This is a genomic window from Silvibacterium acidisoli (assembly GCA_022870745.1).
In the GTDB taxonomy this organism is placed as follows: Bacteria; Acidobacteriota; Terriglobia; order Terriglobales; family Acidobacteriaceae; genus Silvibacterium.
This window is the reverse complement of record CP085323.1, coordinates 2,473,749-2,499,560: the sequence shown is the minus strand read 5'-3', so window position 1 is coordinate 2,499,560 and position 25,812 is coordinate 2,473,749. Positions and strand designations below refer to the sequence as shown.

The 25,812-nt window shown below is 57.4% G+C and carries 21 protein-coding genes; 8 read left to right on the top strand and 13 right to left on the bottom strand.

Annotated elements, in window-relative coordinates; genetic code table 11:
* Positions 1-15 precede the first annotated feature (15 nt).
* From LJD29_RS10450 to LJD29_RS10430, 5 genes are all read right to left on the bottom strand, one after another.
* On the bottom strand, positions 16-666 hold the full coding sequence (locus tag LJD29_RS10450) for a response regulator (protein ID WP_446745700.1): 651 nt from the start codon (positions 664-666) through the stop codon (positions 16-18).
* A 125-nt stretch (positions 667-791) separates the two neighbouring features.
* Positions 792-1,361, bottom strand: a complete 570-nt coding sequence (locus LJD29_RS10445) for a biliverdin-producing heme oxygenase (RefSeq protein WP_446745699.1) — start codon at positions 1,359-1,361, stop codon at positions 792-794.
* 2 nt (positions 1,362-1,363) lie between these two features.
* Positions 1,364-2,851 (bottom strand): ATP-binding response regulator, encoded by a 1,488-nt coding sequence (locus tag LJD29_RS10440; protein ID WP_446745698.1) that lies wholly within the window; start codon positions 2,849-2,851, stop codon positions 1,364-1,366.
* On the bottom strand, positions 2,838-3,299 hold the full coding sequence (locus tag LJD29_RS10435) for a response regulator (protein WP_446745697.1): 462 nt from the start codon (positions 3,297-3,299) through the stop codon (positions 2,838-2,840). The genes LJD29_RS10440 and LJD29_RS10435 overlap by 14 nt, the downstream gene beginning before the upstream one ends.
* Before the next feature lie 4 nt (positions 3,300-3,303).
* The gene (locus tag LJD29_RS10430; RefSeq protein ID WP_446745696.1) at positions 3,304-5,634 is read right to left on the bottom strand and encodes an ATP-binding protein; all 2,331 of its coding nucleotides are present in this window, start codon (positions 5,632-5,634) and stop codon (positions 3,304-3,306) included.
* A 169-nt stretch (positions 5,635-5,803) separates the two neighbouring features.
* On the opposite strand from LJD29_RS10430, the gene LJD29_RS10425 reads away from it, so the two are divergent.
* The 5 genes from LJD29_RS10425 (at position 5,804) to LJD29_RS10405 (ending at position 10,624) form a co-directional block, all read left to right on the top strand.
* Positions 5,804-6,745, top strand: a complete 942-nt coding sequence (locus LJD29_RS10425; protein WP_446745695.1) for a serine hydrolase — start codon at positions 5,804-5,806, stop codon at positions 6,743-6,745.
* Between the two features lie 271 nt (positions 6,746-7,016).
* Positions 7,017-7,586, top strand: coding sequence for a transcription termination/antitermination protein NusG (gene nusG, locus LJD29_RS10420; protein ID WP_446745694.1), 570 nt, complete (start codon positions 7,017-7,019; stop codon positions 7,584-7,586).
* A gap of 129 nt (positions 7,587-7,715) precedes the next feature.
* Positions 7,716-8,423 (top strand): class I SAM-dependent methyltransferase, encoded by a 708-nt coding sequence (locus LJD29_RS10415; RefSeq protein ID WP_446745693.1) that lies wholly within the window; start codon positions 7,716-7,718, stop codon positions 8,421-8,423.
* A 116-nt stretch (positions 8,424-8,539) separates the two neighbouring features.
* Positions 8,540-9,715 carry a DegT/DnrJ/EryC1/StrS family aminotransferase gene (locus LJD29_RS10410; protein WP_446745692.1) on the top strand — a complete coding sequence of 392 codons (1,176 nt, stop codon included), beginning with the start codon at positions 8,540-8,542 and terminating at the stop codon, positions 9,713-9,715.
* Positions 9,716-9,967: 252 nt separating this feature from the next.
* Positions 9,968-10,624 (top strand): Crp/Fnr family transcriptional regulator, encoded by a 657-nt coding sequence (locus LJD29_RS10405; protein ID WP_446745691.1) that lies wholly within the window; start codon positions 9,968-9,970, stop codon positions 10,622-10,624.
* A 168-nt stretch (positions 10,625-10,792) separates the two neighbouring features.
* Here LJD29_RS10405 and LJD29_RS10400 read toward each other — a convergent pair whose 3' ends face one another.
* Positions 10,793-11,872 (bottom strand): alpha-hydroxy acid oxidase, encoded by a 1,080-nt coding sequence (locus LJD29_RS10400; RefSeq protein ID WP_446745690.1) that lies wholly within the window; start codon positions 11,870-11,872, stop codon positions 10,793-10,795.
* Between the two features lie 108 nt (positions 11,873-11,980).
* Between LJD29_RS10400 and LJD29_RS10395 the strand changes: the two genes are divergently transcribed.
* Entirely contained in the window at positions 11,981-13,783 is a 1,803-nt protein-coding gene (locus LJD29_RS10395) for an EAL domain-containing protein (RefSeq protein WP_446745689.1), read from the top strand.
* A gap of 3 nt (positions 13,784-13,786) precedes the next feature.
* On the opposite strand, the gene LJD29_RS10390 is transcribed toward LJD29_RS10395, so the two are convergent.
* A complete protein-coding gene (locus LJD29_RS10390) occupies positions 13,787-14,677 on the bottom strand; it encodes an NAD(P)-dependent oxidoreductase (protein WP_446745688.1) in 891 nt (296 codons plus the stop codon).
* A gap of 15 nt (positions 14,678-14,692) precedes the next feature.
* Entirely contained in the window at positions 14,693-16,348 is a 1,656-nt protein-coding gene (locus LJD29_RS10385) for an L-lactate permease (protein WP_446745687.1), read from the bottom strand.
* Positions 16,349-16,458: 110 nt separating this feature from the next.
* On the opposite strand from LJD29_RS10385, the gene LJD29_RS10380 reads away from it, so the two are divergent.
* Together LJD29_RS10380 and pncA are read left to right on the top strand one after the other, a co-directional pair.
* A complete protein-coding gene (locus LJD29_RS10380) occupies positions 16,459-17,733 on the top strand; it encodes a nickel-dependent lactate racemase family protein (protein WP_446745686.1) in 1,275 nt (424 codons plus the stop codon).
* A gap of 2 nt (positions 17,734-17,735) precedes the next feature.
* Complete coding sequence (pncA, locus tag LJD29_RS10375) at positions 17,736-18,380, top strand: bifunctional nicotinamidase/pyrazinamidase (protein ID WP_446745685.1); 645 nt, start codon at positions 17,736-17,738, stop codon at positions 18,378-18,380.
* A 3-nt stretch (positions 18,381-18,383) separates the two neighbouring features.
* On the opposite strand, the gene LJD29_RS10370 is transcribed toward pncA, so the two are convergent.
* The 5 genes from LJD29_RS10370 to LJD29_RS10350 form a co-directional block, all read right to left on the bottom strand.
* A complete protein-coding gene (locus LJD29_RS10370; RefSeq protein ID WP_446745684.1) occupies positions 18,384-19,169 on the bottom strand; it encodes a glycosyltransferase family 2 protein in 786 nt (261 codons plus the stop codon).
* Positions 19,170-19,221: 52 nt separating this feature from the next.
* A complete protein-coding gene (locus tag LJD29_RS10365; protein WP_446745683.1) occupies positions 19,222-21,426 on the bottom strand; it encodes a patatin-like phospholipase family protein in 2,205 nt (734 codons plus the stop codon).
* Between the two features lie 7 nt (positions 21,427-21,433).
* On the bottom strand, positions 21,434-21,853 hold the full coding sequence (locus tag LJD29_RS10360) for a CDGSH iron-sulfur domain-containing protein (protein ID WP_446745682.1): 420 nt from the start codon (positions 21,851-21,853) through the stop codon (positions 21,434-21,436).
* A gap of 103 nt (positions 21,854-21,956) precedes the next feature.
* Positions 21,957-23,771 (bottom strand): MFS transporter, encoded by a 1,815-nt coding sequence (locus LJD29_RS10355; RefSeq protein WP_446745681.1) that lies wholly within the window; start codon positions 23,769-23,771, stop codon positions 21,957-21,959.
* Positions 23,772-23,868: 97 nt separating this feature from the next.
* On the bottom strand, positions 23,869-25,770 hold the full coding sequence (locus LJD29_RS10350) for a M61 family metallopeptidase (RefSeq protein WP_446745680.1): 1,902 nt from the start codon (positions 25,768-25,770) through the stop codon (positions 23,869-23,871).
* Between the last annotated feature and the right edge of the window lie 42 nt (positions 25,771-25,812).

Genomic DNA, 25,812 nt, shown 5'->3' with positions numbered 1-25,812 from the left:
TGGGAAGCGCATTATTTAGATAGGCGTTATGCCATGCATGATTGCGTATCGCGTGAGCTCAGCAGTTGTCCGCAGACCGGTCTGGTCCATAAGTGCCTTCTTGTGAAACTCCACGGTCTTGCATGCGATGTTCAAGGCGGAAGCAATCTCGCGGGCAGATTTGCCTTCAGCGACCAGCTGAAGAACCTCTCTTTGGCGGTTGGTGAGCTCTCCGGCCTGCGGAAGACTGCGGCGCAGTTCGGAAACCGGCGCGAAACCAACCGCTTCTTCGAGAAACGGGGTGACGTAGCACATCCCCATCGCCACCTGCCGGACGGCCAGGATCAGCTCTTTGGAGACGGACTGCTTCACCACGTAGGCGGAAGCGCCCGCTCGAAAGGCGGCTTTCAGGTACTGCGGGTCCAGTTGCTGCGTCACAAAAATAAGCTTTACCGCTGGATCGATCTCGCGTAGCCGCCTCGCGGCCTCAATGCCGTTCAGATCGGGCATGCTGATGTCGAGCACGATCATGTCCGGCTTCAGAGCGACCGCGTCTGTCAACAGCTGGCGGCCATTCGACGAGAGGCCAATGATCTCGTACTCGCCGGCGAGCAGGCGCGCAATTCCTTCGGCCATCAGAGGATGGTCATCGGCGATCAGAAGTGTCTTTTTTCGTTGGAGGGCCATGGGAACACCCCTTCCACAGGCGATTAGTGCATGAACTTGTAGCAGAGCCAACATAAGCTGGCTCCGCAGCGACAGTACAGTAAATGCTCCAGGCGAACCACTAGGGATTTCCCCTGGTTTTCCTCTTACCCCTGCCGCGATTGAATGAAGGCGCGGAAGGATTCGAACGTTCGCCTGGCGGACGACACGATCTCGGCTTCGGGTAGATCCTGCGATTCGCGATTAAGAATTTCGATGAATTCCTTCCACATCCTGCCGGTGTTGGCTCCGTGTCCGAGGAAGTAGCTGTATCCATCACCATTGCTGAGGTGCAGATGCGATTCGACGTGGCGCGCGATCATCTGTCCGCCGAGCGTGGAACCCTCCATCACATACATGCTGCCGAGGAATGCAGCGGTATTCGTAATTGGCGGAATCCGCGGTTGCTCCTCTGCCTTCGACGCGTCGAAGTGCCGTAGGTCACCCTGTAAGAGGCGTGCGCGGCGGCGCTGTTCGAAGGTGGGCTTCAGATGAGGGGGACATGCCTGCTCCGCTTCATCTTCCCAACGTGAGACAAAGCCTTCGAAAGTCTGCAGGGTATGGACATATTCGGCCAGCGAGAGAGCGGAGCTGGCGAGGCGCAACTCGCCTTCGAGAGCCTCGTGCGCCTCCGCAGTTCCACTTCTAAGCGCTGTTGCGATTCCCTTGGTCGACAAAGCTACTCCTTCGCCGTGCCGGGCTGATTTGCCGGAAGAAGAACGCGCATGGTGGTGCCGAGCCCTACGGTCGATTCTGGAATGAGCTGTCCGCCATGGCGGTCTACGATTTCCTTCGAGATGTAGAGGCCCAGGCCGTTGCCGAGAGCACCCTTGGTGCTGTGGAACGGACCGAAAAGAGCGGGCAGACGTTCGGGTTCGATCCCCGCACCGTCGTCCTGCACGGACAGCTCTACGAATTGAATCCCGTCCCGTTGCAGCGATCTTGCACCCAGGGTGATGTGCCCCCCAAGATCGACTGCATCGATGGCATTACTCAGCAGGTTCGCAAGCACCTGGCGGATCTCTCCACCGACGGCGAAGAACTCCACATCTTCGATCTCTCTGTCGAGATGAATGTTGCGGTTCGCCAGTTTTCCCTGGAAGAGGCGCAGGGTTTCATCGACAAGGCTCACCGCGCGCTGACGCGTAACCATGCCGCCCTCGCGGGACCATTGCAGGGTAAGCTTCGTAATGGTGGAGATGCGCAGAAGCTCGTGCTCTACCTGCGAGAAATAAACCTGGCCTTTCTCTGTGGCCTCTACTTCGTTACGAAGCAGGTAGAAGAGATTCGTCATTGCTTCGAGCGGATTGTTGATCTCGTGTGCGATGACGGAAGCCATGCGACCGGTAAGGGCGAGCTTCTCGGCGGTCCGGAACTGGGCGTCGCGAAAGCGCTGCTGCTCGGTATCCGTGCAGGTGCCCACCCATCCCGTTACCTGTTTCTTGTCGTTATGGATAGGCGCTGCCCAGACAAGGTTCCAGCGATACTCGCCGTTGCGCATCCTGAAACGGCAATCCACCTCGAAAGGCTCCTGCTGCTTTTGGGCTCCTGACCAGAGAGCTTCGCAGACTTCCAAATCGGACGCATGGATAATCTCAGGATCGCACCAGAGCTTTGCGCCGCCGACATTGCGATCCCACTGCAGGTTGGTATAGGTCAGCCTGCCCTCGAGATCGCAGGTCCACACCATCGCGGGCAGACTGTTGGTAAGCTTCTTGAATCGCTCTTCACCTTCGCGGGCCTCAACCTCAGCCCGCTGGCGCGACTTGTATTCCTCGTGCTCGGAAAGCGCACGAAGGACGGCAGGAACAAGGCGATCCATCTTCTGCTTGATCACATAATCGGTTGCCCCGGAGAGCAGCGTTTCCACTGCAACGTCTTCTCCAAGGACTCCGGAGACGAAGATGAACGGGATGCGCGCTGAAATTTGCCGGACAATTTTCAGCGCGGCAAGACCATCGAAATCGGGCAGAGAATAGTCGGCGAGAACCAGGTCAAAGCTTCCATTCGCGAAGGCTTCTTCAAATGCCGTTCGTGAAGAAACCACCGTCACGCCACACGAAATTCCGGCGGCAGAGAGACGGCTGACAGTCAACTCGGCGTCCAGTGGATTGTCTTCAAGATGGAGAAATAAATATTGTTTTTCTAGTGTGTTACTGCTGCCCATTGTTCGGCTTTCCTCGGGGAACCGGGGGCGGTTCATTCAATACCGCCCAAAATATCCCTAAATCCTGAATGGCTTTGAAAAATGCCGAAAACTCTACAGGTTTGACTACATACGCATTGCTGCCCAGGCGATAACCGGAAGCAACGTCGCTCTCTTCACGGGACGAGGTGAGGATGACGACCGGCAGACGATTCGTTTCAGGGCTGTTGCGGATGATGTGAAGCAACTCGAGTCCATCCACCTTGGGCAGCTTGAGATCAAGCAAAACTACTGCGGGCAGGCCCGCAGGCCGGCCAGCGTAAACGCCGGTGCAGAAAAGGTAATCCCTGGCTTCCGCACCGTCCCGGGCGACGATCACGTCATTCGCAAGACCGCTCTTGGCGAGCGCTGCAAGGCTCAGCTCGAGATCGTTGGGGTTGTCTTCCACCAGCAAAATTGGCTTAAGCATGTATTCAAGCGTCCAGTTTCGGTGTTTGCGGGGCTTCGGTTCCCTCCGAATCGGGAACTGAGCCACGACGGCTTATAGATTGAACGGCCGGAAGGCTGAAAGAGATGACCGCACCCTTTCCTACCTCCCCGGTCGCCCAGGTTCTTCCGTTGTGCCTTGCTATGATGCGGCGGACGTTCGCCAGGCCAATACCTGTGCCTTCGAATTCTTCCATTCGATGCAGCCGCTGGAATGCGCCGAAGAGCTTATGCGCGTACTCGCCCTCAAATCCAACCCCGTTGTCACGTACGGCAAAAACGTACTCGTCGGGAGTCTGCTCACAACTGACTTCGATTCGGGCGTGATCGCAGGGGCGGGTATATTTCACCGCATTGGAGATGAGGTTGCGCCATACCTGCCGCAGCAGGTTCAGGTCCGCTTCGACGACAGGCAGGTCGCCGATGACCATTTCAACCTGCCTCTCTCCAATCTCCTGTTGCACGACATCGCGCCACACATCCTCCACCAGCGGCTTCATCGCCATGGAGTGGATCTCCAACTGCGTGCGCGATATGCGGGAGAAATTCAACAGGCTATCCACCAGCAGGCCCGCGAACTGTGCTGACTGCGCTATGGTGGCGAGGTGGCGGCGGCCCGTGTCGCTCAGGCGCGATGCTTCGTTCTCCAGCAGTAATTCCGCAAAACCCGAGATGTGGCGGAATGGCGCCCGCAGGTCATGCGATACCGAATAGGAGAATGCCTCAAGCTCACGGTTCGAAGACTCCAGCTCAGAGGCCATCTCCGCCAGCTCTTCGGCACGCTTCAGCACAATTTCGAGCACGATGCTGCGGAATTCCCTGGCTGATTCGATCTCAACCGATGTCCAGGCAAGCGATTTGCCCCGAACAATCTCCTTCCACGACGAGAAGGAATTGCGGGGATGGATCTGACGGACACCGTTGACAAACTCCTCGCTCTTCGCAGGCTCACCGGCCCACTGCACCGTCTGCAGGATCTCCGGCCGGAACCATAGAATCTGCATGCGATGCACCTGGGAAAGCGAGATCGCCAGGATGCCGCTGGCTTCAGTCCGAAGCTCTTCAACCTCTCCGCATTCCAATTCAATCTGGTTGGTGGCAAAGACGTCCTCGCGGCCGCGTTTTGAGAACCACTGCGCAAACGCAAGCACCGCCTGCTGAGACGGTGTTTTGCCCAGCAGGATGCAACGCTCGCCGACGACGATAGCAGCGCCTTGTGCACCGGTAACGGCAAGCAACTCTACCGGATGCCGGGCGAGGCCGTCGATGTAGTTCTCGCCAGCCGCCATGAAAGAGAGCAGTTGGCCGTGCACCGACTTGAGACGAATCGCATGGGCCATCTGCGACGAGCGATGGAGAGCGAGCAGATGCGAGGTGGTGATGCGGCTGAGGACCTCAGAGGCTGAGCGGACCAGGTACGGAACCGTGCGCGGTTCGTGATGATGGCCGGAGATAAGCCCCCAGAGGCGGCCCTCAGTGACCAACGAGATGGACATGGATGAGACGGTGCCCATGTTTCGCATGTACTCGCGATGAATCGGCGAAACGCTGCGCAGAATCGACAAAGAAAGATCGAGTGGCGGCGCGTCTTTCATCTCCGGCACGGAGAGCAAAGGCGACGGTTCGTAATCGACATCGGGGATGATGCGGATGCGATTCAGAACATAGAGGGCGCGCGCCTGCTGCGGAATATCGGTCGCCGGAAAATGAAGTCCGAGGTAAGAAGGCAGCTTGTCATTTCTATCCTCAGCCAGAACGGTGCCATGGCCTTCTTCGTCGAACTGATACAGCATAATGCGATCGAAACCGGTAAGAGCGCGTATCTGCGAGGTGACCGCCTGGCAGAGCGCTGTACGATCATCGAGCTCTTCAATCGAGCCGACAAAGTTCGAGAGGACAGCATTCAACTCGGCCTGGCTTACCGAGTGCTCGGTGCGTTCAAACTCAAGGATGAACAGTTCGGCAAGACGATGCCCTACGATCTGAAAATCGTGCCGTTGACTTCCACTAACAGGCAGACGGGCAGTGCCGATGAAACGAACGAAATCTCCAGCTGAACCTTCCGAGAGCAACCCCTTATGAAGAGCCTCGACGAGGTCGTGCTCTACGAGGTTGTTCAACTCTGCGTCGAGAATGCGATCGAGCGGAAGCGAGAGGTACTGGGCTGCGTTCTCACTGGCGGTAACGACGTGCAATCGTCCATCCGGCTGCAGCTTCAGGCCGAGCAGGAAGCCGTGGCTCTGGATACTGCCGGGAATATGAATCGGCTCTCGATCACAGTTTGTTAGGTCTACGGTAGCGGTGTCGCCCAAGCTCATTTCGACTGACATCCTGGTTCTGCGGCGAGGTTATCAAAAAGTTTTTTGACCCCGCTGCATACAGCGGCATAGTGAAGACACTGGCCTGGACGGCCTTTCCCATTGTAGCGAAAGCACTGCCTCTACCCAATCTCGACGGGGGGAGGCTTGAGTCGCATAGAATTCCGCCATGCGGATTCCGGGCCTTCTTGTGCTGCTGTTTTTTTGTACGTTCAAGCCTGCGGATGCAGCCGACATTGGCGCGCTGCAGCAACAGGTAAACCAGATCGCCGAGTCACACCGCGGGCACGTGACGCTCTACGCGGAGAACCTGCGCACTCACGAGACTGTTGCCATTCACCCCGACGAGCCTGTTCAGACGGCATCGGTCATCAAACTCGCAATTCTGTACGAGGCACTGCGACAAATACGGGAAGGCAAGGCCAGCTTCTCCGACCCGATCGCACTATCGTCTAAAGACCAGGTTCCGGGGTCGGGCGTTCTGCTCTTTCTCGATACCCCCACCAGGATCACGTTCAAAGATGCGCTCACCATGATGATCGTAATGAGCGACAACACGGCGACGAACCTCGCCATCGATCATCTTGGAATCGAAAACATCGATAAAACCATCGCGGCCCTCGGGCTGAACAACACCTATCTTTATAAAAAGATCTTCACCCCTGTTCCACCGGGCGTAACTATGCCTGAAGACCAGAAACGCTTTGGGCTTGGCAAGACGACCGCACGCGAGATGGCCACCTTGATGACGCGCCTGGCAACCTGCCAGCTCGGCGCACCAGCGAAACCCGAGGATCGCGCATTGTGCGGGGCTGCCCAGAAGATGCTGCACCTGCAGTTCTACCGCGGCGGCATTCCGCGTTATCTGGACACATTGCCGGGAGCCACCGAAGAGTCAATTGCCAACAAAACCGGGTCGCTCGAAGCAGTACGAAACGATGTCGGCGCAGTTTCGACAAAACAGGGAATGGTCGTAATCTCGGCGTTCACTTATGACAATGCCGATCATTCATGGGGGGCAGAGCAGGAAGGTGAAATAACGATTGCGAAGATAGCCAGAGTTATCATCGCCGCCTGGTCTCCGGAAGGACTGGCTCCCTGGCCACAGTGACGTAAGTCACACTGCAGGCTCTGACGGCCGCAGCCGTCACTCCGCTTATAAACACAATCGAATGAGAGCAATAAACCGCTGGTCTCACTATCCGCTCGGATTGTCGACCCGTTCCCTGCCGGGGCGCCTCAAGGGCTCTTGATGTGTATCAATGACGCTCGAATGGGGCGAAAGTCATAGTAACTAACGTTTCATCTGGCACTAACTGCAAGTTACCAGTGCGCGTATTTATTGGTCGACTTCCAGTTACCATTCGGGTGCTGTAACTCTAATGGCGGTAGCTTGCCCCAAAAACGACATCGGCCTTTCCGGAATGATCGAGACCCCCAGGACAGAACCGATCTATCCCTGGTTTGCCTTACAGATACGGCAACGCGATCTCTATCGGTGCGAAACGTCGCTGACTTCGAAGTCCTACGAGATTTTCTCCCCAAAGACCATGGAAGTGCATCGCTGGGCAGACCGGAAAAAGCGCGTGGAAGTGCCGTTGTTTCCGGGCTACATCTTTTGCCGGCTTAATCCGGAGAACAGGCTTCCGGTGCTGCAGGTTCCCGGCGTGCTCGGCATCGTCAGCTCAGGGAAAACGCTGCTGGAAGTCGATACAGCGGAGATAGAAGCGATTCGTATTGCCGTCGCGAGCAAGGCTCATATGGAGTCAATTCCGCGTCTTGTGATTGGGAATAAAGTGCGTCTGAAAACTGGGCCGCTTGCGGGCCTTGAAGGAATTCTCGAAAGAATACAGAACCAGACACGGCTCATCCTGTCAGTTGCGATGCTCAATCGCTCGGTGAGTGTGGAAGTGCAATACGACGACATCGTGATACAACGCAATCCAGCCTGACAAACGTTCCGTATCCTGCTGCCTCCACGCCCCTCCGCAGTTGCGTTTGGCGACCGCGTTCTCGCTCACATCAACCAGTGCCGATTGACGGCGATCAGACACGGCACATAAAAGAGATTCGATTCTGAAATGGCGTCAGCGCTCTATACCGTTGGACACTACGAGAACCTGCGCCCCTCATGGCATTTGGAAGACTCCGCATGGAAAGCCACGCATGCATTGTCGCTTCTCAGGAAGAACAGAATTGATCCGGAGTTGATCTGTGAGATCGGCTGTGGTTCGGGCCAGGTATTGGTGGAGATGCAGAAGGCACTGCCATCGCATTGCAGGTTTATCGGCCTTGAAGTCTCTCCGCAGGCATTTGCAGCGTGCCTCAATCGAGTGAACGATCGCCTGGGCTTTGTTATGGGCGACTCGGACAGCCACGCTGTCGGGCACTGCGACCTGGTGCTCGCACTCGACATCGTGGAGCATGTGGACGACTACTTCCGCTTTCTGCGTTCACTGCGTGAAAGAGCGAGTTACTGCATTGTGCACATGCCGCTGGATCTTTCCGTGCAGGCACTGATACGCGGTCTTCCGCAGACGTTGAGAAAGACCGCCGGACATCTCCACTATTTCACCCGTCCACTCTTTCTCGATGTGATGGAAGAATGCGGCTTTGACGTTATCGACTGGCGATATACCGGTACCACAACCGAGCGGCCTGCACGATCTTTGCGCACAGCCTTGGCGAAGCTGCCACGGCAACTCTTTTTCAAAATGCATCCGGATGCAGCGGCCCTGATTCTTGGCGGTTTTTCCTTAATGGTGCTCGCGAAGCCAAAGAAGCACTGAACAGTCTCTGACTCAACGCCGTTTCCGGAAATAAAGCCATCGTGCATGGCCCGCACATCTGCACGGGGCAGCACTTTCTCAATCGGAAACGACTTCTCATTTCAACTGGGGGCTCTATGAATCCTTTAATCATGCCGGCTATCGCTCGCGAGCGACAGACCCCATCGCTGCGTTTCATGCAGCCGACTCTTCCCGCGTGGGAAGATGTGGCTTCCCTCTACCGGGAAGTTTACAAGTCCGGGCTGATTACGAATGCGGAGCTTGTTGAAAGGCTGGAGAGCGTTGTCGCGGAACGGCTGCGCGTGAAACACTGTGTCGCCGTCTCGAGCTGTACATCCGGACTAATGCTTGTCTTCAAAGCGCTCGGCATCGCAGGCGAAGTCATCGTTCCATCATTCACGTTTTCTGCTTCGGGTGAAGCCCTGCTCTGGAACGGCATCCGCCCGGTGTTTGCCGATTGCGAGCCCGACACCTGGAACATCGATCCGCTCGACGTGGCCCGGCGCATCACTTCACGAACGACAGCCATCCTCGGCGTACACATTCACGGCAATCCAGCCGATACCGAATCGCTTACTCGTATCGCGTCGCGATCCGATCTCAAGCTGATCTTCGACTCCGCGCACGCTTTCGGCAGCACACAGCAGGGCAAGCCGATCGGCACCTTCGGCGACGCCGAGGTCTTTTCACTCTCACCCACCAAGCTGCTGGTAGCCGGCGAGGGCGGCCTGGTTACAACAGACGATTCGTTCCTGGCCCGGCGGCTCCGCGCTGCACGTAACTACGGGGATCTCGGTGGGTATGATCCGGAGTTGCAGGGTCTTAACGCACGAATGTCCGAGTTCAACGCGGCCCTGGCCATATCCGGCATGCCGCTGCTTAAGAAGAAAATCATCCGGCACAACGAGATCGCACAGATGTACACGCGCCTTCTCAGCGATCTGCCAGGCATCACTTTCCAGCATGTTCGCGGGGACAATGTGTCCACATACAAGGACTTCTCACTGCACATTGTTCCCAACCGTAAGCTGAGCAGCGATCGGCTCTGCTACCTGCTGCACAAACGCAGCGTGCCGACCCAGCGCTATTACTATCCCCCTCTGCACCAGCAAAAGATCTTCAGTTCGTATCATCACTCGACCGACCTTCCGCTTCCTGTGACAGAACACGTCTCCGAAGGAGTGGTGAATCTTCCGATTTACGAGTCATTGTCCGATCAGACGATCACCGCGATCTGTACGGAGATTCGCGATATCGTCCTCAACGATCATCAACAGGGATTCGAGCTGTAAGAGAAGATTCCGCAATCCAGAATGTTGCGATTCACCTATGACAATGTCGCGTTCCGGACTATGTCAGCGTATGGCATACAGAAACAAAATTTTGCCCCATCAAATGCATATCTAAAATTGCGCAAGTTACCTGCTAGAGCTATAGCATCATATCCGCCATCATGTTACTTTGCATGATACAAGTAATTAACTTGATGTTACCGGCGGGGCATCGGCCTTCGACTCCGGATCAGATTGCTAATGAGGACCCATATGCAAGCAAATAACTGCTTAGAAAAAGAGACGTCGTCGCTGCAAATTCCTGCTTTTGCGCCGGTTATCTCTCCTCTAGACAACATGCAATTTGTCGAGGAGCTGCCGCCGCCACTCCACGTCGTGAAGGGAACAGCACTCCTGCGCCAGGATGAACCTGTTAAGACGGTGTATCTCATCCAGGACGGGCTAGTTAAGCTGAGTTACCTAAGCGACTCAGGCCATGAAGTTACACTGGGCCTAAGAACCGAAGGCTGGTATGCCGGGGCCGCGTCGGCCCTGCTCAACACCCCGGCTCCCTACACGGTTGAAACAGTTGTCGCCTGCTCGGTATCGCGCATCCCGGTGCGCAATATCTCTTATTACCTCATGCAAAACCCAAAGGCGACGATCCATTTCATCAGCGTTCTGTGCCAGGAACACGTTTCCCAGTCGCGCGCGCAACTGGAACTTATGGCGAGCAGCGCCGAGGACCGCCTTGAGCGCTTCATGCAGGAGCGAGATGCTCACCAGGAGCGCTGGACGACGCTGGACCCGTGGCCGCTGATGAAGCAGATGGATATCGCCAAACTGCTTGGCATCACCCCAGAGCATCTCAGCCGGCTTATCCGCAAGCGCCACCATGGACGTGAGTCGTTGCGAGCAATTGCCAAATAAGATATCTCCCACGGGAGCTATCGACGATTACGCTGGCAACACCGGGCCCTTAGTAATGACTTGATTTCAATACCTTGGTTCTCAACATTAATCCGCGCACGGTCCTGAAGTTAGACATCGTTCTTTGACTTCCCCCTTGGACCTGTTGCCGGACGACGGACGGGACTTTCAACGGGCTGGCCTCATCTGCAACATCGCCCTCTCAATAGTCGAGAGGGCGGTGCAGCCCGCAAGCCCCATGGCCATTTCGAACTCCGTCTTCAAAATCGCCATCATCCGCTCAATGCCCTCTGCTCCGTCTACTGCCAATGCATAGAGGTAGGAACGGCCGACCATTACGGCATCCGCTCCCATTGCCAGGGCGGCAAAGACGTCCGTGCCGCGGCGAATTCCGCCATCGAGAAAAAGAGCCAGGCTGCCTCCTACCTTGTCTGCGATCTTAGGCAACATACTCATCGTGGAAGGCACGCCGTCGAGTGCGCGACCACCGTGGTTCGAAACGATGACGCCATCGCAACCCAACTGCCGCGCCGTCTCCGCATCTTCAGGGCGCAGCACTCCTTTCAACAGAAGCGGGATGGTCAGTTCATCGCGCAACCATTCCACATCTTTCCAGGTAACGTTGGGTGCTCTCACCTGGTTGTAAAGCATGCCCACGCCACCGCTATGCGCCGCACTGGCCGTCTCTCTGCCCATGTCTATAAGATTTTCGCGCACCATGCCGGCCGGCAATTCAAAGCCGGCACGTAGCTCACGATCGCGGGGTGAATTTACCGCCAGGTCCACTGTCAGGCAGATTGCTTCACAACCCGCTTCCGTTACCCGCCGCACAAGTTCGCGCGTGAATCCGCGGTCGCGCTGCATGTAAAGCTGAAACCACAGGGGAGCAGCAGAAGCCCGCTGCATCGCCTCGAAGGAAACCGTGCTGAACGTGGAGGCAATCAGCGTGGTGTTGCTGCGATTTGCCCCGTACACCGACTCGATCTCACCCCTCTCGTGAAACAGCCGATGGTATCCGGTAGGGGCGAGCAGTATCGGGTAATCATGCTTTCTTCCAAAGATGGTGCGGGATGTATCGATGGAACTGACATCCACAAGAACCTGCGGGAGAATTTCGATTTCATCGAAGGCTGCACGATTTGCCTTCAGCGTTTTCTCGTCTGCTGCGCCACTGGCGATATATTCATAGGCCGCCTTATTGAGCAGCTCCCGAGCCGTAACCTCATAGTCGTCCAGGCAGAGCAACATTGATCTGGCAGAGATATCCACGTTCACCCTCGCTTTCCCGAAAGCATAGCGAACTTACCGCAGTCCTGGCATCACGATTCGCCCAGATTATTCCCGGGTTGCTTAAACATGGCCAACTATCTCGTTACGGGCGCCGCCGGCTTTATCGGCTCGTCCCTCGTTCGCGCCCTGGTCGCACGGGGCGACAAGGTTCGCTGCTTTGACAATCTCTCGACTGGCTCGATCGGCAATCTTACCGATCTGGTCGATCGCATCGAGCTGCGCTTCGGCGACATGCGCCAGCAGGAAGACGTGGAAGACGCCTGCAAGGGTATCGACTACGTCTTTCATCAGGCGGCCATCGCGTCGGCCGAGCAGAGTATCCAGGATCCGCTGGGCACTCTCGATGTAAACCTGACGGGCACCGGGAGACTGATTGAGGCTGCGCGCAAACACGATGTAAGACGTATCGTCTTCGCTGGATCGTCCGCCGTCTATGGCAACCAACCGGCTCTCCCGCTGAAGGAAAACTACTCGCCGCATCCGCTGTCTCCCTTTGCCATCCACAAGCTTGCCTCAGAGCAGATGCTCTCAAGCGCCTTTATCCTTCACGGGCTGGAGACCGTGACACTTCGTTACTTTAACGTCTTCGGGCCACGGCAAAACTCGTCGTCTCCACATTCCGGCGTGATCGCCCGCTTTGTTTCGCAAATGCTCGAATGCGGCGGCGCAGAGCAGCTCACGATTCTTGGCAGTGGCGAGCAGTCGCGTGACTTTGTCTACATCGACGACGTAGTAGCCGCGAATCTCGCGGCTATGCACGCTCCCGCGGACCGCGTTGCCGGCCGCTCGTTCAACATCGGAAGCGGGCAGTCACACAGTATCGATGAAACGTTTCGCAATATCGCCAGACTTACCGGCTATCAAAGCTGTGCGGTCAAGGTTCCTGCGCTTGCGGACGAAGCAAGCAGTTCCCTGTCTGACATTACCGCGGCGAACGAAGCTTTTGGCTACAAACCTGCTGTGCCGTTCGAAGAGGGCCTGAAGCGAACGGTGGAATGGTACCGGTCGACCGCCCTTCCTTCTTTTGTGGTCGACAAGAAGGCAGCAGCAATCACAAGCGAAGCGCTGTCCAGCCCGCCAGCGCTTCTGCGCGCATTGCGCGCGGCGATTCCACGCGATGAGTTGACTCTCGTGTATCAGCCAATCGTGGCGTTGCGCAGTGGTGAAGTCAGCGGCGTCGAAGCTCTGCTGCGATGGAAGCACAGTGACACACTGGTGCCGCCCGCGCACTTTATCCCTATCGCGGAACAGAGCAATGTCATTCTCCCGCTTGGACAGTGGGTTGTGGATCACGCATGCGAGCAGGCAGCTTCATTGCGAAAGGCATTCGGCAAAGATATCCGGCTGGCTGTTAACGTAACTCCGCAACAGATCGATACCGAGGATTTTGTACAGACAGTCAAGACCGCATTGAAGAACGGCGGACTGCCTCCGGATTGCATGGAGATAGAAATCACCGAGCGCGTGCTGATGAAAGACTGCCACACTACGAAGAAGAATCTTCGTGAATTGCGGCATATCGGCGTAGGCATCAGCATCGATGATTTCGGAACCGGCTACTCGAACATGCATTACCTGCTGCGGTATCCGATCAACCGGATCAAGCTCGACAAGTTTTTCGTCAACATGTCGAAGCACCGGGCGCGAGTGCTCGAAGCAATGACCGCGTTCGCGCGCGAAGTGTGCATCCCCTTGCTTGCCGAAGGAGTAGAGTCGGCAAATGAGTGGAAAAGGGTGCAGCAGGCCGGCTGCGATGAGGCGCAGGGATATTTCATCGCGCGCCCCATGCCCTACGACGACCTGATGCGATTCATATGCCGGCAGAAGTCAACGTCTCAGCCCTCCTTCACCACCGACGCATGTAACTGACGGCTACTTCTTGCTGACCTCGCAACCGGCAATCTCCTCAAGAACCCGAATCGATCCGCAGATATCTTCTTCCCCGTAGCCCTTCGCAATTGCGGCGCGATAGAGCTGGCGCGACAAGGCCGTGAGAGGCGCGGGAACATTCAGCTCGGCAGCAGAGTCGAGCATCAAGCCCATATCTTTTTCCAGCCACTTCACAGAGAACTTCGTCGAGAAGTCGCGGGCGAGAACGAATGGGGCCTTCGCGGTAATCAGCCCTGATTTCGCTGCGCTGTTGTCGAGGATCTCGAGCATGAGCTCCGGAGGCACTCCTCCCTTGGTGCTCAACACAAGGCTCTCGTTGAAGGCCTGCAGCAGGTTGCCGAGGATCATGTTCTGCGAAAGCTTGGCCTGCAGCCCCATGCCGCTTTCACCACAGTAGTAAAGCTGCTTGCCCATCACCTGGAAATAGGGCTTCGTCTTTTCGAAGACAGCAGAATCCCCACCCACCATAAAGGTCAGAGTCGCATTCTCCGCGCCCGCCCGTGAACCTGTACACGGCGCGTCGAGAAAGTCGATTCCCTTCTGCTTCAACTCGGCGGAAATCTGGCGGCTTTCTGCAGGCGATACAGTGCTGCAGTCAACGATCACAAGGCCTTTCTGAGCGCCGTTCACCAATCCATCCTTGCCGAGAATGACTTCGCGGGACATCTTCGTGTCGCCCACGCAAAGGAAGACGCATTCGCTTTGCTGTGCAACTTCCGCGGGTGTCTTGCATGCGGCGGCTCCGCTACCAGCCAGCTTCTCGGCCTTCTCTGCACTGTAAGACCAAAGCGCTACCTGGTGGCCGGCCTTGATCAAATGCTGCGCCATTGGACCGCCCATAATTCCCAGGCCAATAAAACCAAGTTTTGCCATATCCGCTCCTCTTCGCTATCTCATGTGAAACGCGTATGTATAAATCATCGCCAGCAGGCCGGTGGCGCCTGCGAGCAGAAGGCTATGTTTCAGCGTAAACCGAAACAATCTTGATTGTTGCGTCGTGGCAAGTCCTGTCGCAGCCGCCGCAACAGCAATCGTCTGCAGGCTGATCATCTTTCCCATCACGCCGCCGGTGGAGTTTGCGCCAGCCATCAAAGCGGGGCTCAGTGACAGTCTTCCCGCAGTAACGACCTGCAGATTCCCGAAGAGAGCATTGGATGCGGTGTCAGACCCCGTCAGGAAAACGCCCAGCCACCCGAGCATGGCACTGAAGAATGGGAACATCGCTCCGGTCGCTGCGAAGGTAAGCCCCAGCGTTGCCGTTGCGCCGCAGTAGTTCATCACGAAGGCAATTGCCAGAACCGATACGATCGTGAGGATGGGCAACGCGAGCTGCCATGCAACCGCAGCGATCAGCTTACAGAAGCGAAGCGGCGACACCCGTGCTACGACCGCTGTAAGCAGCGTCGCTGCCATGCATGCTGTGCCCGCAGCTGAGAGCAGGTTCAGATTGTAGAGCGCGTGGTATGGCGTTGCCTTCAGCGTGATCGGCGGCACTCGTCCGATAAGGTCGTTCAGGCCCGGCCAACCGACGGTCACAGTGAAAGAGTTCAGCCACGCCTGAACCGGAGCCAGGCCCCACAGCAGCACGCAAGCCACGAGGAATCCATAGGGCATCCAGCCGCTGAGAATCTGCTTCACGCTGTGGGCCCTGGGAAGGGAAGGCAGAGCCGGCGGAGCCGCCCCCGAATCCTCAAGGCAGTAACGAATTTCGTCCGACAGGGCGATGGCTTCGGTCCTGGCCGTACGCAGATAAACCAGCAAAGCGGCTATCGAGGAAAGCGAAGCGAGGATATCGGCGAGTTGCGGTCCCAGGAAATTCGAGACAGCAAACTGTACTCCCGCGAAAACCACGCCCAGCCCGATCACCGGCACTACTATTCCCTTGAGCGACTTCCATCCAGCCGTCGCCACGATCACGTAAAGAGGGATCCACATGGAAAGCGGCGCACATGTACGCCCGACAGCGACGCTTAAGTCATTGACCGGCAGGCCAGTGGTTGCGGCCAGCGTCACGATTGGAATGCCGATCGATCCGAAGGCGACCGGAGCGGTATTCGCAAGCAGACAGATAGCCGAAGCGCTGAACGGAGAGAAACCGAGTCCCACCAGCATGGTCGCGGCAATCGCAACCGGCGTTCCAAAGCCTGCGCCGCCTTCGAGGAATGCACCGAATGCAAACGCGATGAGCAGGGCCTGTAGACGAGGATCGGGGCTCAGCCTGGCAACGGAATCGCGGATGATGTCGAAGCGGCCCGTCTCCACCGTCAGGCGAAAGAGCGCGATGGCCCAGAAGATGATCCATGAGATGGGGAAGAGTCCAAACGCAACGCCATAGGCCGCGGCGCTCCAGGCAAGATGCAAAGGCATCCCATAGGCGAAGACGGCGACGAGCAACGAAACAGCCAGTCCGATAAGCCCGGCGAGCCATGCAGGCCTCCGCATCACTCCTAACAGCAGCAGCAGGGTGACGATCGGAAGCGAAGCAATGGCCGCGGAGAAAAGCAGTCCGTGACCAAAGAGAATATATGTCTGGTTCCAGATCACGGAAGCGCTCTCAACAGCCAGTCTATGAGGCCCTCCCACGTTATTTGGTCGGACCAATCGTGTCAAGGCACGATGCGGCTTGATGTCTCACTGCGTGGGATAATGAGCGTATGGAAATCGCTGTCGCATTTGGAAAGAGCGGACTAAAGCTTGACCTGCCGGAAGGCCCGAACTATCAGGTGATCAACGTTCACGATGCGGTCCCAGTCGACGATGCACCGGCCGCGATCGTGAACGCGTTGAAAAATCCGATAGGCAGCCCTGCACTCGCGGAGTTGGCGCGAGGCAGGAAGTCTGCAGCCATTTCCGTCTGCGACATCACACGACCCGCTCCGAATCGCGTCACGCTTCCGCCTCTGCTTGCGGAGCTGCAGCGGGCTGGCATCGTGCGTGAAGACATCACCATTCTCATCGCGACCGGGCTCCATCGTCCCGCAACGCCGGAAGAGCTCGACACCATTCTTGGGCCTGAGATTGCAGCCACGTACCGTATCGTGAACCACGATGCGCGCTCGACAGAAGACAATCGCTTCATCGGTACAACGAAGCGCGGTACGCCGGTCTACATCGACCGTGGCCTGCTCGATGCCGACCTGCACATTACGCTCGGCTTTATCGAGCAGCACCTGATGCTCGGCTTCTCAGGCGGCAGGAAACTGGTTGCGCCGGGAGTAGCAGGCCAGGAGACGATCAAGACCATCCATTCGCCGCGCTTCATGCGCGAGAGCCTCGCCACGGAAGGCTCTATCGAGAACAACCCGCTCCATGCCGAACTGCTGGAGATTGCGGCGATGGCAGGGCATCACTTCATGCTCGATGTCACGCTCGACAAGGCTCGCAACATCACCGGCATCTTCGCCGGCGATCCCGTGCAGGCCCATGCTGCAGGCGTGAACTTTCTACGCAGCTCATCGCTCAAGGAGCTGCCCGGCCTCGTGGATGCTGTAATTACCAGCGCCGCGGGCTATCCGCTCGACATGACCTTCTACCAGACGGTGAAGGGCGTCACCGCGGTGCAGCATTTTGTAAAGCCCGGCGGCAAGATCCTGATTGTCAGCGAATGCCAGGAAGGCGTCGGCTCGCCCGAGTTCGCAAATAAGGTTCGTGGCTACAAAGGTCCACAGGAGTTCCTCGACGAGATCGCCAACACGCCTGTAGAGATCGATCAGTGGCAATTGGAGAAGCTTGCCATGGTCTCGCTGCGGAATCCGGTTTCGTTTTATGTCCCCGGAATTCCATCCGCCGAGCTTGGCGGCATGGCGCAGAATGCCTTCTCCACTGCCGCTGCAGCCATTGCGAATCTGCTGGAAGGCTTGCCGGCTGGTGCAACGGTCGCGGTTGTTCCTGATGGACCATACGCCTACGCCCGCGCCAAGTCTGAGTGAAAATGACATCCTCTGCCATCGATGTGCGCCCCGATGATGTCCTGCTGGTCATCGACGTCCAGAATGACTTCTGTTCCGGTGGAAAGCTCGCGGTGCCGGATGGCGAAGCTGTGGTTCCACTCATCAACCGGATTGCCGGGAGCTTCGAGCATGTCATCCTCACGCAGGATTGGCACCCTGCCGGCCATCTCTCCTTTGCATCTACTCATCCCGGCAAAGCGCCGTTTGAGAGCGGCGATGTCTCCTACGGCAAGCAGACGCTGTGGCCCGATCACTGCGTCCAGAAAACCTCCGGCGCAGAACTTGTATCTTCCCTGCACATTCCGAAGGCAGAGCTGATTCTGCGCAAGGGCTTTCGCAAGGAGATCGACTCCTACTCTGCGTTTTTCGAGAACGACCGGAAGACTTCGACCGGGCTTGCGGGCTATCTGAGCGAGCGGCAGTTCAGAAGAGTCTTTCTTGCGGGATTGGCTTACGACTTCTGCGTGGGATTTTCTGCCATCGACGCGCGGCGACTGGGGTTCGAGGCGATCGTGATCAAGGATGCGTCTCGAGCCATCGACACAGGAGACTCACTCGAAACGATAGAGAAAGAATTTCAGGATACAGGCGTTGTTACGATTTCGAGCAACGTTCTCACAAACTGATCGCTACTTCGGAGCGCGCAGCTCGCGACCATTCTGAGCATCCCACGCCTTCACATACTTCCAGTGAATATAGACAGAATGATTCAGGTGATAGATCAGGCCTTCTACGCCGTCGAGAAATCCGAGCCGGAAGAAGTAGTTCTTGATAAAGGTCGCAACCGGATTGACCAGCCCGAGCCGGATGAAAGCGCCCAGGGTCCTGCCCTTTCCGCGGTTCACCAGCGCATAGACATTCTCTGAGCTGTAGTCGTTCATGTGGCTCAGGTAGTTTTCGAAGCTGGGATAGGCATAGTGAACCAGGTCGTGCTTCAAAGTGCCTTTGGGACCGTCATACTGCGGGGTTCCGTGCGGCCCTACGCCCTGCTCCATCTGCGCGCTGCCGCGGCGATAAAGGCGCAGCTTGTGATCGGGATAGAATCCACCGTGCCGAATCCATCGCGTCATGAACAGGTTCAGGCGTGGGATCCAGTAGGCTTCATACTGCGGATTCTGAATCGTCCTCTGAATCTCTTCTGCAAGCGCGGGGCTTACGACCTCGTCCGCATCCAGCAATAAGATCCAGTCACTGGTACATTTTCCAATCGCAATGTTTTTCTGCTCGGGGTGCCCGCGAAAATCGCGGTTGAAGGAGTGCTCCGCGCCGAACTCGCGCGCTATTTCAGGCGTGCGATCCACGGATCCCGAGTCGACGATGACGATCTGGTCCGCCCAACGAACGCTGTCGAGCGTTCGCGGCAGATTCGCCTCCTCGTTGCGAGCGATCATTGCGATAGAAAGTGTTGCCGGCATGCTTGTCCTGAACCTTCAGGATAATTGCTGTGCTACGAAAATCCTATGGCCGTCAGAAGTAGGCTCGTCCGATCTGGAAGAAAAACTTGTAGTGGCCCGAGTCGCCAACGGCTGCACCCAGCGTGATCGGCCCAAGCAGGGTGTTCACCATCAGTCCCCCTGCGACATCCGATGGCAAATGCGAAACCCCTTGAAGATAGTAGGCCTTACCGACATCCGCACCCGCAAAGGCCAGCACACGGCCACCTGCGAGCGGCGAAAGAGCGCCCAGCTTACGCGCATAACCACCCTGGAACAGAAAGTATTGGTTGGTCAGCAGTTCATTCGTGTTGTAGGCGGGGAGATGGAACGACCCGCCCAGTGAAAACGGCGGTAGTCCGTCGGGATTTTTCCAGAGCGTGGTTCCACCTGACGCTCCAAGATAGAACGATGACTTGCTGGTGACAGGAGCGAACCCAAGCATCGAAAGCTCGGCAAGGGGAAACTCCACCGAGCTGACGCCCGTTGGCTTTGCGTCCCACCATTCGGCACGGGCTTCAACACGAGAGCCCTTCATGGGAGTGATGGGATCATCAAAGCGATCCAGCCGGAAGCGCAGATGCGTGTCGCCCTCGCGGCCGTTGATGCGCGGGAACACCGTGGGATCGCCTACATCGGGATAAAGCTTCTGGTTATCGCTTTCATACCCGAAGCGAGCCTCGGCAGCACGCCCGAAGTAGTGGCCAATATCCATACCGCCTCCCAATCTGCGATTGCGGTATTCCGCGATCAGGCCGGAGTCGGAATAAAGCTCGAGCGGTGCGTCATCGCCATAGAGACGTGGCGCCAGGAACCAGCGCCGTGCCGTATCGACCGGCCGAAAGTACTCCGACCGAAGAAGCAATTCCGAGCCAAACAGCCCGTCGGTTCGAAGCTCCGATCCGTACCCCCCGAGATCAAACGCTGTCATACGCGCGCCGACACTGAGCGTCACGTTTTGATAGTCCCAGCCATCAACCAGCAGCAAGGGACGAAAGACAAGTCGTCCGAACGGTTCTTCGTTGCCGCCTATCAGCAGCCCGGGTGTTCCATCTTTCTCGGTGAGTCCGTAGCTCAGCCCCCCAACCCGTTGCGTACTGTTCATCACGGCAAGCTGCCGCGCGATCAGGTCAGGCTGGATCGGTTTATTCAGGTTGTCAGCCAGCTGTTCCTGGATGCGCACAGCGTCTTTCTGATTGACGCCTGTAACGGCGATGAACTGCGGCACCGGCACAGCACGCTTGCGGCTGTCTCTTTCTTTCAAGTAAGCCTGCCACGTCGCATCGTCAACGGCAAAGCGCTCGAGCACGGCCGCTTTTTTTTGTGCTGCCTCGTAACCGCGACGGATGATGGCGTCCGTCTTCTGATAATCCATCGCGGTCGTATCTTCCAGCGGAACAGACACCAGCACGTCGGCCTGTTCGATGCTGTGCAGCTCATTTGCGGCAATCATCACGCCCACCGAGCGCCCCAGCACTCCAAGCGTAGTCAGCTTTTCGTCCGGTTTAAGGCCCGCGCCCTGCAGATAGATTGCGATCGTTACATCGGCGCCCATCTGTTTCGCCACATCTACCGGGAGATTGTCGCTGAGCCCCCCGTCTGCATAAATCGCGTTGTCCGTGCGCACTGGCGCGAAGATACCAGGCAGCGACATGGTGGCACGCATCGCCATCGCCAGCGATCCCGAGCGAAAGACGTGCGGCTTACCCGATACCAGGTCGGTGGCCACACACGCAAAAGGAGTAGGCAGATCATCGAAGTTGCTGACCTGCGAGTACGGCAGTGCGATCTTGTCCAGCAGGAGTTGAATCTGGTTGCCGGACTTGTATCCCTCGGCGAAGCGCAGCCCCTTCTTGTACCCAAACTGCAGCATAGCCGGATACTCGCTGACATCCTCCTTGCGGCGGTATGGCATGTCGCGATAGGGAGTGGTATCGCTGATCATGCGATCCCAGTTGACTCCCTTCAGAAACTGGTGGATTTCCTTGGGAGACATGCCCGTCGAGTAGGCCGCGCCGATAAGTCCCCCCATGCTGGTGCCGGCGACCTCATCGACGGGAATGTGGTGTTCGTCCATCCACTCCAGAGCGCCGACATGAGCAAGCCCAAGCGCTCCGCCACCGTTCAACACGAGCCCAATCTTCGGGCGTCTCGCTTTGGGCTGCGTGTCCTGCGCGGGAAGTGTTGTGCTCAGAAGAGTGACCAGAACCGCCGTCGCCGTACAGAGAATCTTTCGCATCGTAGGGTTAGTTCTCAAAATTGACCTGAGCGTGCCTGCCGTCACAGAAAGGCTTGCGGGCCGAGTTGCCACAACGGCAGAGAACGGATGTCTCACCACGATGAATGATTTCTCCACCTGCACTGAGCACCTGGTGTGGTCCGTTTACCAGAAGGGCTCCGCCATCAACCGGATTGAGTGTCATCCTGCCAACGGGTTTTATCTCGGCAACGCGCGGCTGCTTTCCGCTGAGCCCGTCATCCTTGAATCCTGTGCACTGGTGAGAACCATCGCAGAACGGCTTGTTCTTCGAGGCTCCGCAGCGGCATAAGAATGCATGATCCAGCGGCTCCCGGCCTTTGACCGCGAAGTCTCCGCTTACCTCAAAGGGACCGTCGGCCGTCACCTGGATGGTGTTGGGCCGCTCTTTTTTCTTCCGAAAGAACAATGCGCTTTCCGCTCCAGACTTTATTCTGCCTGAGCGGAAAGCGCGATGACGAGGGAAGAGATTAACCGGTTTCCCAGAAAGATAACCGGTGTAGTTATAAGGGCTAGGCCGTTGCGCCCCGCTCGAAGTATTCCTCGATCTGCTCCAGGGTCTTGCCCTTCGTCTCCGGCAGGAAGAAAGCAGTCGTCACAAGGTATATGACCGTGAATCCCGCGAAGAGGAAGAACATGAACGAGTAGCCGAACTTGCTGACTACCGGCAGAAAGACAGCCGCAAGCGTGGTCGACACCAGCTGATTGAGCACCAGCGCAATGCTCATGCCGTTTGAACGGATGCGGGTCGGCATCAGTTCAGACAAGGCAAGCCAAACGCAGACGCCAGGCCCGAGAGCATACGAGGCCATGAATGTGTAAAGGAAGAAGGCGACCGTCCAGCCATGATGCATGTCCGGAACCGCACCGATGTAGGCGCGCTCAATCTTGAGCGGGGCCTCGCGCGACTTATCGAGATCGGCGAAAGGATTGTTTACGGCTGCCTCGAACTTGCTTTTCGGCATCGCGCTGTCCCGCTTTACCTGCACGGGCGCTGCATTCCTGTCATCCGAACGAACAAGATTGGTCGCATTGGTGAAGTCTCCGTAGGAATAGATCACAACCAGTGACGCACGATTGGGATCGATATCCGTTCCCTGATATCCGGAGCTGGCAAGCAGGCTCTTCGCCTCAGCGGGAGTAAAGTTCACCGAAAGCGTTCCGTCGGGATTCGTCATTGACTGGATCGCCGCACGGCAGTCCACATTGTGCTTCTCGGTGCCGAGGAAGAGCAGACCGACGATGATGAGCGAGGCCATGATTCCCGACGTTCCCATGACGAAAAGGAACTTGCGTCCCACGCGATCAACCAGGCTCATACCGCCTATGGTCATCAGGAAGTTGACACAGGTAAAGATGACATAACCCCAGTGCGACTGCAGGTCAGAGAGACCACTCTGCAGGAGGATACTTGTGTTGTAGCCGATGATCGAGTTGATGCCGGTCGCGGTATTGCAGGCAAGGATCACGCACGCCAGCAGAAATGGAATGACGTACTTACGGCGCAGGAGGGATTCCTTGACCTTGGTTCCAACCGACGCGGTTTCGGAGGCCGCGGCCTGTTCCATCTCCTCAAGCTCGATGGCGGCTCGCTCGGGTGTGCGTGAGCGCAGCAGCGAGGCCAGAGCCTTCTGCCTGTTCCCGCGGCGCTGCAGCCAGCGCGGCGACTCCGCGACAAAGAAGCTGCCCAGCACGAAGAGGATGCCAGGAGGCAGCGACACCCAGAAAATATGCCGCCATGCCTGATCTTTGAAGTGGAAGATGGTCGCAGCGTCGGCGACGCGTGAAACATCCTCCAGGCGATAGCTGTAATAGATACCGATGAAGGCCGCGGCGACGATACCAAAGGTAAGCAGCCACTGGAAGACACCGGTTCCCTTGCCGCGATTCGATGCCGTGAGACATTCCGCGAGATAAAGCGGTACGACCACTCCGATAAACCCACCGCTCATGCCCTGCAGCAGGCGGCCGAGAAAGAGCGCACCATAACCGTGCGAGAGCGCAATCATCGGGATGCTGATCACGAATACCAGGCCGCTCAGGATCATGAGAGGCTTACGGCCCATCAGGTCGGCAAGCAGCCCGGCAAAGAGCGTCGAAATGACGCTGCCGAGCAGCACCGCGGCGACAATGATTGAAAGCTGTCCAGCCGTGAGATTCGAGGTGGCCTGCAGATAGGGCAGAGCACCGCCGATGATGCCGACATCCACTCCGTAAAGCAGTCCGCCGAGCCCGGCTACCAGCAACAGAAATTGGTTGTAGCCGCGCTTGGTCTCCGAGGCAGAAGCTGATGAGGAGGAAGCAGAAGAAGAGTAGATGTCAGGCATAAATGTAGATACCAATCTCACCGGCGCCAAACGGGAGCCGGGTTGCGAAAATCATATAGGAGCGGAATATTGAAAGCCCGCAAATTCCGCCCCGGTCCTAGTGGCTGACCGGGGTCTTCGTCAGTGGCTTCGTTATCTCGTCGAGATAATCCGTTGTGCCATCTACGCGCTGCAGGGCGGGCCAGCGCTCGCCGTCGTGGTAGTTGATATCGGCGGTCGATATATAACTGTCAGCCTGCAGGATCAGATGAATCGGCTCCTGCTTGCCCTTGGCTTCGCGAATGTTTTCGTGGAGCACCTCGGGCGAAAACACCCGGCCATTGACGGCGATGATCTTTTCTCCCGGTGCGATCTTTGCCTTATCCGCCGGGCCGTTCCAGAGAACGTCTGTGATCGTGCCATCCTGATCCAGGCGCAGCCCCAGGGAATACCATACGTCGACATGCGGCTTACGCCGGGTAGTCGTCATGGTCCGGTCCGAATCATTTGGATGATCTTCGAAGACAAGCTTGTAGCCGCCGCGCTCGATACCGTCGAGGTCAGCATGGGGATGGATCTGGTCCACGCGATCGTGCAGGAACGCAGCCCAGTCATAGGGCACGACCTCGTTCAGGTCCTGCGCCAGCTCGTCGAACGTGTACGGCAGGATCATCGGCCCGGTGTTGCCGCCCTTGCCAAGAAAGATCCGGAGAAAATCTCCGAGATTTTTCTTGTCGTTCGTCTGCTTGCGGATGAGCGTGTCGGCGTCGAGCCAGAGCAGCTCGCCTTCCATGTAGTAATCCTGCCCGCGACGCCAGTTCGTCCAGCTGGCGTTGCCTCCGCGCAGAACGCTGGCGGCAATTGCCGTGTCCTCTGTCGAACGCCAGTCGCGGCCCGGCTTGTATTCGAGATTCGCCGCATTCATCGCGAGCACATCACGATACTGTGACTGATTCTTAAGCCCCGAGCGCGCCGCGAGTACGTTGCCCAGGTACTCCGTCATGCCTTCGTAAACCCAGAGCAGCGCTCCCTGCTGGGGCGTGGCGAAATCAGGCTGATACAAGCCGACCGGCCGGCGATATTTGCCATTCCACGAGTGCGTGAATTCGTGGGCAAGCAGGTCCGACTCCGCAAGCTGATGGTTCGGGTCGGCAAAACCCTTCTCATCGACACCATTGTCAGAAGACTGGCCATGCTCCAGCCCTTCGCCGCCAGCCACGTCGGAGAGCGTCAGCAGGAAGTGGTACTGGTTGTAGTGGTGCGAGCCATAGAGCGCATCTGCTTCGCGAACCAGATTGGCGATCTGGGTCAGCAGCTCGGGACGCAGGTTCGAGTCATCAGGCAAATCGGAGACCACATCGATGTAGTGCTTCGGCTTGATCTCAGGAGCCAGCGGAAACTCGTGGAAGTACTGGCCGGCGATGATGGGTGAATCCTCAAGCTGCTCGACATTGGTCGCCGCGAAGTGCGTTGTAGTTCCCGCAGCCGGCACCGGATACGCGCCACCGCCGATGGGGTCGAGAGCCGTTCCAACACCCCAGCCTGCGGGCACAATCAGCGAAGGCTGTATGGCGATCTCCTTCACAGGGACATGAGCGGGATAGAGCAACAGCTTCTCCCACTCGAGGACTGCCATCTTCTGCGACACACGGGCGGTCACGATGCAATCGAGGTGCGCATGCAGATGCGTCGCGCCCTGGGGAATCGTCAGGTGAAACTGGTAGAGGTCCACATCGTCACGACGCCACGGGATCGTTTTGCCGTCAATCGTAAAGACCACGCCCGTAATGCTCTCGACCGGGCCGGTGGGGCGATGATTGCCGGGAATCCACTGCGGAGTCGTCAGCGTCAGCGGGCCGGCTGTGACCGGCAGATCGACCTCGGCATGGTAGAGCTTGCGCGGAGCGTCGCTCAGATCGGCAGTAATCTGGATCGGGCCGCCTGCGCTCTGGCCCAGGGCGGGGATCACCAGCAGCGCGCTCGCAGCGGCGAGGCGGCAGAAGAATTTGGCATTCAGCATGGGAAGTGGTTCCTTCCTGCGAGAAGTCTGTCCTTTCATACT